Below are 12,061 nucleotides of genomic sequence, written 5' to 3'. Positions count from 1 at the left end.
ATTGGAGTTCGGATTACACGCTTTAGCACACAATCTAAGAAAGAAAAGTGCTTAAAAGCAGCATTTTTTAGACTATTCTGAAAAAGCATATTATAATCCAAAATTTAACCTCTTGAAAAAGTAAATAAAAAACCGTCTCAAATTGTATTTTGAGACGGCTTCTTTTTTATGTTTTTAATTTTTTTATATTTGTATTAATAATTCTAAATAAAATGAAATATATTTTTACACTTGCTTTTATCCTGTTTGAATCGTTGGCATTTGCTCAGGCCGGTAATGAAAACATCTCGTATTCTACTGGTAATTTCTTTATGAGAGCCAATAGGCCTACTACCAAAGAGTACATTATTGATGGAAATCCGTATATAAACGGTAAAGATTTTCAACAGGTAATTATTCAGGGATATAGTTCGAAAATTCAAAATCTTAGATACAACGGTTATGAAGATGAAATGGAATTTGAAGACGGTGGTCAGACATACTATGCGAATAAAGAAGACGGTTTAAAAATTGAATTCAAAGATTTAAAGAAAACCTATCAAATCCTTAACTACTCCTTTGACTCAAAAACTAGATTCGGGTACTTAGTATTGCTCCTTGAGAATCCAAAATATTCTTTCTACAAAAGAGAAAAAATAGAATTATTAAAAGGAGAGAAAAGCCCCAATGCCTACAGCAAAGATGCGAATGATTATTATGCAAAAGAAAAAGATCTGTATTTGGTGAAGAAAGGATACGAATTCTTTAAATTTCCTAAAAACAGCAAAGAGTTCATCGCACGATTCCGAGCCGATAAAGGGGAATTTGAAAAGTTTCTTAAAATCAATAAACTGAGTTTCTCTAAAGAAGACGATATGATTAAAATGATCGGATTTCTTGATCAGTAGGATTACTGTCCAAAAAAAAACACGCTTTTGTGGTGGCCACTGAAAAGCACCATTTTTTATTGAATCCCTTCTTTTTTATTGATTGGTTTCAAAACAACTTTAATGGGTGGTCTTAGTGTTTTGAGTAACAAGTACGATGTTTTAAGAACTAAACATATAATTTCAGTATTCTTTTTAAGTTGACTGTAAATATAGCTATTGCACCTAGCATTTGCATATTTTCAATTCCACAGGAATTGGCTAGTGCATAGCCGTGTGCCTTTTTATTTTTATAGTTTTTCAGATCTTGGCATTAAAATAGTTATTAAAGCGGTCCAGATTTGGTTCATCACTGCATTTTCGCTTGTACCTGTGAATAATTTTATGTAAAGGAGTTGCTTTATGTCCCTGAAGAAGATTTCCACTTGGCATCTACTTTTATATAGTTCGCCTATTGTATTTGGAGCAGTTTAAAATAGTACTCTTTAAAAAGTTCGTGCGAGCGTGTTTTATTTTGGTAACGGATTGAGGATTTGCTAGGCACTTTTTGTACCCCTAAATGATTGAGATTTCCAGTAGCGGATCTAAGACCATTACTAATATCACGAACTGACTGACTTTTTGCAAATTGGCAGAAAAGCATCGCAAATTATTTGCGAAAACAAAGTTATATTTGCCATGACAGAGAGGGGTTTTGTTGTGCAACTCAAAGATACTTTGAGATGCTAAACTTTACCCTTTTTTTACCATTTTTCAAAATGTTTAGGACGCTATGGGTTTCAGCATATTGATTATCAAATTCACCTCCCTTTTTTATTTCCCCATATTTCTTACATTTGTACACCAAACAAATAGAATGAGATTCATCCTTTTCTGCATATTCCTTTTTAGTTATAACCTGAATGCACAGATTGTTAACAAAACTGACTCTAACCGTGTGAAACCCGGTGACACTTTAGTAATCGATTCGGGATTCAAAGATTCGCTGAAAATTTTTAAACCAACCATTTACGATTATACCTACAGAACACAGTTTTCGGAGAAGAAAATCTTCGATACGGTTTTTACCCACGACAAAACTTTTATATTTTCTCAATACAATAACCGGGATAATTTCGGCAAAGTTCAGTTCGCCAATGTCGGTTCAGGATTTAATCCTTTGGTATTCGAAGTAGATACGGAGCAAAACCTGTCGCTGCTTCCGGCCAATAAATCTTATTTTATTAAAGGAATTAAGGAGATCAGGTATTATGATGTAAAAACACCAACCGCCGCATTTATTTACCACAATTCGGTGCGGAATGGAGCGGTTCTGCAATCCACCTACACCCAAAATATCGGCAGAGAATTCAACTTCGCCGTAGAATATACCGGACTTCGCTCACAAGGCCATTATCTCAACTCTTTGGCTGCCAATAATGAAGTCCTGTTTTCCGGACACTACCTTTCAAAAAACGGCAAATACGAAGCCTTTGCGCATTTTATTCATCAGAACGTCAACAATCAGGAGAATGGTGGAATCGCGGATCTGGATTTGTTTCTCAATGGAAATTCCGACTTTAACAACCGCGAAAATCTGCAGGTTAACCTGAGCGGTTCCAATTCGCAGTTTGCGTACCGGCGCTATTATTTCAGCCATGAATTTAAACCTTTCAATTCAGAAAAATTTCCGTTTAAAATCCGGCATACCATTTTCAGTCAGACGAATAAATATTATTATAATCAATCTTCGCCGGAGCGCTATTACTTCAGCGATCCTTTAGAGTTGGATGATTATCCGGCCTCTTCAAAAAAATATTCAAAAAATTTGAGCAATACGGTAAGCATTCTTTTTGATAAAGAAAACTTTAAGTTGGATGCAGGAGTTCGCCATCAAATGATCAAACTGGGAGTTGGTGCGCCTTTTCCGGCTGCTTTGGGTTTCCCTCAGGAAATTTCGGAAAACAGAATTGGTGCTGTCGGAAATCTGGTGGTGAAACTTTGGGATAAAATAGCACTAAATTCAAATCTGGAATTCTCCACCGGAAAAGAATTCGGCAGTTTTATCCGTTCTCAAAACGTGGTGCGGTTTGAACCCATTCCGGATTATTTCGTCAATGCAAAAGTGAACTTCCAGTCGGCTTCACCAAGTTTTAATTTGCTGCTCAATCCTTCGGTTTATAAAAAATTTAATTATTATTTTGCAGACCCGAAAAACCAAAGCATTACCGAAATTGGTGGTGACCTGAATTTGAAATGGTTTAAAAGCAGTGTTTTTGCCAATTATTTCAGAATCGATAATTATACTTATTTGAATGCAGAAGCACTTCCACAGCAGAGTTCTTCCTCGGTAAATATTTCCCAGATCGGTGGCGACGCAACATTTTCTTATGGTAAATTCCATCTCAATCCGAAAGTGCTTTTCCAATCTGCGATCAATAATAAAGAACTTTTGCCGATGCCGAATTTTGTCGGAAGAGCCAATCTTTTTTACCAGACCAAAGCATTTAAAAACGCTGCCGAAATTCAGACCGGAGTTAAAGTTTATTATTTTTCAAAATTTGCCTCCCGTGAATTTTTCCCGGTGCTGAATGAATTTATTTTGCCTAATGAAAATTCGTACGCGATTGGTGGGCAGCCAATTGCCGATGTTTATTTTAATATGAAAGTGAAAAGAATGTTTTTCTTCATCGAAGCGCAGCACCTCAACACTACCTTTATGAAGAATAAATCATTTACCGCACCTTATTATCCGTTGTATGATTTCCGGTTGAATCTGGGAATTGTATGGTATTTATTTAGTTAAAAAATAATTGTGAAAAAACTAACCAACATTCCTTTTTTAGAAATTGAGGGCATTCCTTTGCTTATTAAAGATTTTCTGACGCAAAAAATTGCCGGTTTCGAACCGCAGTTTTTTAACCTTGAAAATATTGAAAAGCAGTTTCTACAAAAAGAGAAATCTTTCTCTTCGGGGAAAAGGAAAGTGCTTTGCGAAGTTTTACAAAATCAATATGCCGATTTTCCACAGTCGGAAAAACAGCAATCTAATCTGAAGCATTTAGCATTAGAAGAAACTTTCACCGTCACAACCGGTCATCAGTTAAACCTTTTTACCGGTCCGGTTTTCTTTATTTATAAAATTTTACAGACCATTAAATTGGCGGAGTTTTTAAACGCAAAATTTCCGGCTAAGAATTTCGTCCCTTTATTTTGGCTGGCTTCGGAAGATCATGATTTTGAAGAAATCAATCATTTCAAAACGGAAAATAATTATTACGAAACCAAAGCAAAGTCAGGGGGCGCAGTCGGCAGAATTATGGTGGAAGATGACTTTTTTATTGCTCAGTTTGAAGAAGAATTCAAAGATTCGGTTTTCGGGACTGAACTCATTTTATTGTTAAAGCGCGCCTATAAAAAAGGAAATACACTTTCACAAGCAACCAGAATTATCGTGCACAAACTTTTTGCGGACTACGGTTTATTGGTTCTTGATGGAGATGAAGCGAAATTGAAAACGGAAATGAAAACGGTTTTCAGGGATGAACTGCTGAACCAAAATTTATTTGAAACCACAAAAAGTACGGTTGATTTCTTAAGCGGAAAATACGGAAAGGTTCAGGTCAATCCGCGCGAGATTAATCTGTTTTATCTTTCAGAAACACGGGACAGGATTGCTTTTGAACATGACCAATTTGTTATTGTTGATAAAGACAGATCTTTTAGTAAAGAGGAAATTTTAAACGAATTAGAAAATCATCCGGAACGGTTCAGTCCGAATGCTTTGATGCGACCGGTGTATCAGGAAACCATTTTACCGAATATTGCCTACATCGGGGGGAATGCTGAAATCATGTATTGGCTGGAACTGCGGGATTATTTTGAAAAACTCGGCCTCCCGTTCCCGATCCTTATTCCAAGAGATTCTATGTTGATGATTGCTGAAAAAACGGTTTCGAAGGCTGAAAACTTAGGTTTGAAAATTAATGATTTTTTCAGAAATTTTGCGGCCGTCACCAATCATATTTTATTAAAAGACAATGAAATTCTACCCCTGTTAAATCAACAGGAAACGCAGTTAAAAGACCAGTTCATCCGTTTGAAAGCAAATGCAGGATCAACCGAGAAAACCTTTGCGAATCTGGTGGAAGCCGAACAGACCCGACAGTTGAAATCTTTTGACCGAATGAAAAAAAGACTGCTCCGCGCCGAGAAAATCAAACACAGGGAAAAACTGGAACGCTTAGAAAATTTGTTCCTCAAGATTCATCCGGGAAACACCTGGCAGGAAAGGACTTATAATTTTTCTGTATTCTACTCAGACTTTGGCAATGAGTGGCTTCATAATTGTTATGACGCATTGGAGGTTGAAAACTCAGAATTAATAATTTTTACTATTTAATTTTAAAGCAGTATTTTTGTAAATATTTTCTACAAGATGATCAAAAAGTTTTTTATTTTAGCTGGTCTCACAGCAATAGCAGGTTTGTCTGCCCAGAAAACCCATACCGTGGTGAAGGGAGATACTCCTTATAATATCGCGAAAAGATATGCCATGACCGTTGATGATTTGGTGAAATTAAATCCCAGTTCAAAAGACGGTAAAGTGTCGGTCGGCGATATTTTGGTGATTAACAGGTCGGCTGCAAATGCCGTATCGACACCGCAAAAAGCTGTATCATCTTCCGCTAAATTAGGAAAAATCATCCTGAAACCGAAGCAAACGATTTACGGGATTACCAAGCAATATCAGATTTCCGAAACCGAGTTAAGAACCCTGAATCCTGAACTGGATTCCCACCTGAAAATCGGTGACGAAGTAACTTTACCATTAGCCAATATTCAGAAATTTGGTGATGCTCAGCAAGGTGCTGTTGCAGTAGCGGAACCTGCAAAAACGGTTTCACAACCAGATCCCGAACCTGCAAAAACTCCTGCCACCGTTACAGTTGCAGCAAATGACGAAAACGCTTATACCGTTCAGCCAAAAGACAATTACTATAAATTATCCCGCAAATTTAATTTAAATCAAAAGGAACTTTTCGCACTGAATCCAGGTTTGGAAGAAAAAGGGCTGCAACCTGGTGATGTTATTCAGGTAAAGGGAATGGGTTCTTCTGAGCAGGAGAAATCAGAAGTGCAGACGACGGCCGTTTCACAGAGCGCTTCCGCGCCAACTTATTCTACAACATCGGTTGCGGATGATTATGTTACTTATACCGTTCAGGCAGGTGATACCGTATTCGGGATTTTGAATAAATTCGGAATCACACTGGATGATTTATTGTCTTTGAACCCGAACTTATCGCAAGGTTTGAAATCCGGAATGGTTTTGAAAATTAAGAAATTGGATTCTGCCTATGTTAAGAAATCCGGAAATGCGCTGAATGTTGTAATTATGCTTCCTTTTGGTTTTGACAGCAATGATTCGAAATACAGAACTTTGTCTCTGGACTTTCTCGCTGGTGCAAAATTAGCCATTGAGCAAAATACAAAAAGTGGTAAAAGCTTGGATGTCAAGATAATTGATGCCGGCAACGAGAAAAGTTTTATAAATTCTTTAACCCAAATCAATAGAGATAATACTGATTTAATTATCGGCCCGTTTTTTAAATCCAATGTGTTACAGGTTCTGGATTATGTGAAAAGCAGCAAAATACCTGTAGTAGCACCTTTTGCAAATTCAGAAGATCTGTGGTCTTACCAGAATCTGATCATTATTGAAACAAGTGATTTCGTGTATGCAGACCGAATTGTGAAGGAAGTAAAAGATGCCTTCTCGGATCAGAAAATCTATATTGTTGCAGACGCAGATCAAACCTATGCAAAGTATCTGGAAACCAATCTGAAAAAGAATTTAAAAAACGCAAATATTATTTTGGTAAAATCGGCCGCCGATATTCAGCCTGATCAAAATATGATGACCGGAAAACCAGCACCTGTTATTGCCATTTTAGCAAATAAAAATGATGATGCCGGAGATGCATTTGCCAACAGAATGATTGCTCTTTCCAAAGAAGTCGATGGACTGAAATCCTTCAGCATGTACTATTCTCCAATGTTTGAGAAAAAGATAGATGAATTGAGCCAAAGTAATCTGGTATATATAATGGACCGGAAAATAGATACCGACGGCGTTTTCGAAAAACAAATTCTGGAAGCTTACAAAAAGAAATATTGTAAAACCCCTTCAAAATACGCGGTCATAGGTTTTGATGTTGTCAATGATATGTTGAGCCGCGAGAATAAAAAAGGAGAAATTTTCAAACAAATGAATAAAGTGCAAACACAATTGGCTACAAAGTTTGAATTTGAAAAAACAAAAAACGGAGCATACGTCAACAAAGGATACCGCGTGATACGGTTGATTCCTAATTAATAAAAAACACTGGTGATAAAAATTATTTTAAGCCAAATATATCTGTAAATAACTTTATGAAAGCACTTGTATTTCCTGGACAAGGTTCACAATATGTCGGGATGGGAAAAGAATTATATGAATCCCGTAAAGACATCAAAGATTTGATGGATTCTGCCAATAAAATTTTAGGATTCGATATTCTTTCGGTCATGTTTAATGGTTCAGAAGAAGATCTGAAAAAAACCGAAGTTACGCAGCCTGCGATATTCATCTACTCTGTTGCTGCTCTGAAAACGGCGCTGAACGGTGTAGCACCGGAAATGGTTGCCGGCCATTCTTTAGGCGAATTTTCAGCCTTGGTGGCCAATGGAGTTTTAAGTTTTGAAGACGGTTTGAAGTTGGTTTCTACGCGTGCAAAAGCAATGCAGGAAGCGTGTGACGCCAACCCAAGTTCCATGGCAGCGATCCTCGGTCTTGCTGATGATCTTGTGGAAAAAATCTGTGAAGAAACTCCCGGAATCGTGGTTCCTGCCAATTACAACTGTCCCGGACAACTGGTGATTTCAGGTGAAACTGCGGCGGTAGAACTGGCTTGCCAAAACATGAAAAATGCGGGTGCAAAACGTGCCTTAATGCTTCCAGTAAACGGCGCTTTTCATTCCCCTTTGATGAAGCCTGCACAGGAAAAATTAGCTGAAGCCATTCACAATACCAAATTTTACAAACCGACAATGCCGGTTTACCAAAACATCACTACAACCGCAGTGACTGATCCTGATGAAATTAAACTTAATCTGATTGCACAGTTAACGGGACCGGTAAAATGGACCCAGTCTGTACAGAATATGATTCAAAGAGGGGCGACTTCTTTCGTGGAAGTGGGTCCTGGAAAAACTTTGCAGGGATTAATTAAAAAAATTAATAATACCGTAGAAGTTTCTTCTGCAATTTAAAAAAAACACGGGTATGATTTTTTCCCACGGAAAATTATTGCTCACGTCTGAATATGTCGTCCTCGATGGCGCCTTGGCTCTTGCTCTTCCTACAAAATGGGGGCAGGAGTTTTTTGTTTCAGAAAACCCCGATGGCAGATCATTAGTTCATTGGACAGCACTTCATCAGGGCAAACCCTGGCTGAATGCAACTTTGGATTATCGTAACGGAACCGTGCTCAATACGAATATTCCCGGCTCAGCCGAATTTATTTTAAAGGTTTTAATGAAAATTAAAGAACTTTCTGCTTCTAAATTAAAGAGTAACACTTCTTATTCTATAAAGACGGATTTGCAGTTTCCAGCGAATTTCGGTTTGGGGAGCAGTTCTACTTTAATGAATAATTTGGCACAATGGGCAGCAGTCGACGCTTTCCGACTCAATGAATCCTGTTTGGGAGGAAGCGGTTACGATATAGCGGTGGCACAGGAAAAGTCTGCAATTCTCTACCAAAATCAACCTGAAAGGATTATTAAGAAAATCGATTTTGATCCCGATTTTAAAAAGGATTTAATTTTCATTCATCTCAATCAAAAGCAAAACAGCCGGGAAGGGATTAATCTCTATCGGTCCAGAGAAAAATCAGCTGAACTTATTGAAGAATTTTCGCAAATTACGCATCAGGTTTTAGACGCGAAATCTTTAGAAAATTTTTCAGATTTAATGATCTTACACGAAAGTAAATTGAGCGACTTCCTCGGAATTGAAACGGTAAAAGAAAAGCATTTCGAAAACTGCCCCAGTTTCGTGAAAAGCCTAGGAGCTTGGGGTGGAGATTTTGTAATGAGTTCAAAGTTTTTAGGTTTTGAGGATTATTTTCGGGGAAAGGGTTTTTCCACTGTCTTTGCGTTTGAAGATTTAATTTGCTGAAAATCAAGCATTTGTTAATTTTAAAATTTCTTGCAGATTCTGATGAATATCATTATTTTTAAAACATCATTAAACCTATTAATGATTAAATTTGTGTTGTAATAAAAAATCAGAAATATAAAGACATTATGAAGAACATTAAAATCATCCAACAACTCCATAATCTCGGGATTACCGGTTACGAAGAAGTATCTTATAATCCGAGCTACGAAGAATTGTACACTGCGGAAATGTCCTGCAAAAATGCGGGTTTCGAAAAAGGTGCCGTGACCAAATCTGGAGCTGTGGCTGTAAAAACCGGTGTCTTTACCGGACGTTCACCGAAAGACCGTTTTATTGTAAAAGACGATGTAAGCAAAGATACCATTCATTGGGATGGTAAAGTCAACTTACCAACCACTCCGCAAATTTTTGAAAGTTGTAAGGATTTGGTTTTGAAGCAATTGTCTTCGTCCAAAAAAATATATGTGGTTGATGCATTTTGCGGCACCAATCCTGATACAAGACTGAAAGTCCGTTTCATTATGGAGGTTGCATGGCAGGCCCATTTCGTGACCAATATGTTTATCCGTCCTTCTAACTTTGAATTGGAAAATTTCGGCGAGCCGGATTTCATCGTGATGAACGGTTCTAAAACAACCAATCCAAATTGGAAAGAACAGGGATTGAATTCTGAGAATTTCGTGATGTTCAATCTGACCGAAAGAATACAGATTATCGGCGGAACATGGTACGGAGGAGAAATGAAGAAAGGCATGTTTGCCATTATGAACTATTACCTTCCGCTAAAAGGAATGGCATCGATGCACTGTTCTGCAAATGTGGGTGAAGAAGGAGATGTTGCTTTGTTCTTCGGTCTTTCAGGAACCGGTAAAACAACGCTTTCTGCAGATCCAAAAAGATATTTGATTGGTGACGATGAGCATGGCTGGGACGACAACGGAGTTTTCAACTTTGAAGGCGGTTGTTATGCAAAAGTAATCGACCTTTCAGAAGAAAAAGAACCGGATATTTTCAAAGCGATCAGAAGAGATTCTCTGTTGGAAAATGTAGTCGTTAACGAGTATGGAGAGGCAGATTACACCGATAATTCAATTACCGAAAACACCAGGGTTTCTTACCCGATTTATCATATCAGCAAAATTGTATTGCCATCAAAAGCAGGACATGCTAAGAAAATTGTTTATTTGTCAGCAGACGCATTTGGAGTATTGCCGCCGGTTTCTGTATTAGACGAAGATCAGGCACAATACCATTTCCTTTGTGGATATACCTCAAAATTAGCGGGCACAGAAAGAGGGATTACAGAACCGGAACCATCATTTTCTCCAGCATTTGGTGAGGCATTCTTAACGTTGCACCCGACCATGTATTCTAAAACCTTAATCGGGAAAATGAAAGAACACGGTGCAAAAGCTTATTTGGTAAACACCGGCTGGAACGGAACTGGAAAAAGAATCTCTTTGAAAGACACCCGTGCAATCATCGATGCTATTATTGATGGATCAATCGACAATGCAGGAAAAATAACAATTCCTGTAATGAATTTGCAAATCCCTACTGCATTGCCAAATGTTTCAGAAGGGATCCTGGACCCACGATCAACTTACGCAAGCGCTTCTGAATGGGAGGTTAAAGCGAAAGATCTGGCAGCGCGTTACATCAAAAACTTCGAACAATATTGTGATAATGATGAGGCGAGAAGATTAGTAGAAGCAGGACCGCAGTTGTAAGAATTGTTGTTTTAATATATGGATTCCCTCAACTTTTGTTGAGGGAATTTTTTTAAACCCCCATTAGTTATTTTAATCTTATAAATTAATTTGTTGTAAAGTTTACCGCGCTGCCTTAAGTTTAACTTCGAATTGTAATATGGAAAGATCTCTACATCCAATATCACAATCATGACCATTATGGGAAGTTAAATTTATATAAACAGCAGTTCCCACTATCCAAACAATCATCCGTTTATTAGAGCAAAAATAACCTATGATATACTTAAAAGAAATATCGATTTTGCTCCTTTGTGGCTCTTAGAATCTTCCACAGACAAAATCCATTCATTTTGGAGTGTAGTTTTAAAAAGTGGGGAAATGACGGGGTATTAAAAAATGAAATAAAAATAACCTACTGGTTTTCAGTAAGTTATTAATAGTAAAGTGGAGTTGGAGGGATTCGAACCCTCGTCCAAACAAGCAATACATAAGACTTCTACATGCTTATTCTGCAATTAATTTTCGACTGAAAACAGAGCACAGACACCCAATTTTCAACTTAACTTCTTTGGTTTTCGATCCTGAGCCGAAGTTTCTCAGAACTTATTTCCGCATTGCTATGCCTCGAAATCAAACGCCGCAGAACGAAGCATTTGAGAGACATCTTGCCTCCTTACTATCTTCGGGAGAGCGCTGAATCCTACTGTAATTCGGATTAAGCTGCAAGAGCAAACTCTTGGTCGCCAGTTAAAATTTTGTGACAAGGGATTAAAGAGATCGCGTCACGGTTCTCTGCATGCAACCTTACCCATTGATCTTGCTGTCGAAACCAGTCAACCCCAATGTTTATAAGACAACAAAGATAAGCAAAATTTATTCCAGAATAATATTTATTTAAAAACGTATATTTCATTCCGCACTCTAAGTCCCTATCTCAAATTGTCGATCTTATCCGTTCAGGTGGATCCGTTATCGTTTTTTTTTCCGATGCCAACTCACTGCACTGAAAAAGAAACCAACACGAAAAAAGATTTTCACTTCAATCTTTAAGCAAAGAAGAAACTTTTTCGCAATTTTTTATGCAATGCAGATGGTTCTGCGTTCAAATCTCCATAATTGTCCTGAAATTAGTCCTGTTTCGAAAATCGTGAGAAAATTTCATTACAAATTTTAACAAAAAAGAAATACACAATTCTAAAAAAATCATAAAACCCGTTAAAGCTGGTTAAACTTTCCTCGATCTGAAAATAAAAACATCAAACCAATCCCATATCAGA

The 12,061-nt window shown here is 37.4% G+C and carries 9 protein-coding genes and 1 other RNA gene; 7 read left to right on the top strand and 3 right to left on the bottom strand.

The genetic code is table 11. The annotated features are described in order from the left end of the window. Positions 1–212 precede the first annotated feature (212 nt). Positions 213–887: a hypothetical protein gene (locus QF004_RS13595; protein ID WP_307427354.1), complete on the top strand. Its 675-nt coding sequence runs from the start codon at positions 213–215 to the stop codon at positions 885–887. A gap of 269 nt (positions 888–1,156) precedes the next feature. On the opposite strand, the gene QF004_RS13590 is transcribed toward QF004_RS13595, so the two are convergent. Continuing rightward, a complete protein-coding gene (locus QF004_RS13590) occupies positions 1,157–1,291 on the bottom strand; it encodes a hypothetical protein (RefSeq protein ID WP_373456912.1) in 135 nt (44 codons plus the stop codon). A gap of 26 nt (positions 1,292–1,317) precedes the next feature. Further along, complete coding sequence (locus QF004_RS13585; RefSeq protein WP_307427349.1) at positions 1,318–1,509, bottom strand: DUF4372 domain-containing protein; 192 nt, start codon at positions 1,507–1,509, stop codon at positions 1,318–1,320. A gap of 213 nt (positions 1,510–1,722) precedes the next feature. On the opposite strand from QF004_RS13585, the gene QF004_RS13580 reads away from it, so the two are divergent. From QF004_RS13580 to pckA, 6 genes are all read left to right on the top strand, one after another. After that, positions 1,723–3,651 (top strand): putative porin, encoded by a 1,929-nt coding sequence (locus QF004_RS13580; protein ID WP_307427344.1) that lies wholly within the window; start codon positions 1,723–1,725, stop codon positions 3,649–3,651. A 9-nt stretch (positions 3,652–3,660) separates the two neighbouring features. Then, positions 3,661–5,247, top strand: coding sequence for a bacillithiol biosynthesis cysteine-adding enzyme BshC (gene bshC, locus QF004_RS13575; RefSeq protein WP_307427342.1), 1,587 nt, complete (start codon positions 3,661–3,663; stop codon positions 5,245–5,247). A gap of 36 nt (positions 5,248–5,283) precedes the next feature. Then, complete coding sequence (locus QF004_RS13570; RefSeq protein ID WP_307427339.1) at positions 5,284–7,224, top strand: LysM peptidoglycan-binding domain-containing protein; 1,941 nt, start codon at positions 5,284–5,286, stop codon at positions 7,222–7,224. Between the two features lie 56 nt (positions 7,225–7,280). Then, positions 7,281–8,159 carry an ACP S-malonyltransferase gene (fabD, locus tag QF004_RS13565; protein ID WP_133438960.1) on the top strand — a complete coding sequence of 293 codons (879 nt, stop codon included), beginning with the start codon at positions 7,281–7,283 and terminating at the stop codon, positions 8,157–8,159. 13 nt (positions 8,160–8,172) lie between these two features. Further along, positions 8,173–9,069, top strand: a complete 897-nt coding sequence (locus tag QF004_RS13560) for a GYDIA family GHMP kinase (protein ID WP_307427337.1) — start codon at positions 8,173–8,175, stop codon at positions 9,067–9,069. A 128-nt stretch (positions 9,070–9,197) separates the two neighbouring features. Next, positions 9,198–10,802: a phosphoenolpyruvate carboxykinase (ATP) gene (gene pckA / locus QF004_RS13555; RefSeq protein ID WP_307427334.1), complete on the top strand. Its 1,605-nt coding sequence runs from the start codon at positions 9,198–9,200 to the stop codon at positions 10,800–10,802. 424 nt (positions 10,803–11,226) lie between these two features. Here pckA and ssrA read toward each other — a convergent pair. Next, positions 11,227–11,625, bottom strand: a transfer-messenger RNA (tmRNA) gene (ssrA, locus tag QF004_RS13550). Positions 11,626–12,061: the final 436 nt, after the last annotated feature.

It is taken from the genome of Chryseobacterium sp. MDT2-18, assembly GCF_030815285.1.
In the GTDB taxonomy this organism is placed as follows: Bacteria; Bacteroidota; Bacteroidia; order Flavobacteriales; family Weeksellaceae; genus Kaistella; species Kaistella salivictor.
This window is presented reverse-complemented; position numbering and strand designations above follow the sequence as displayed.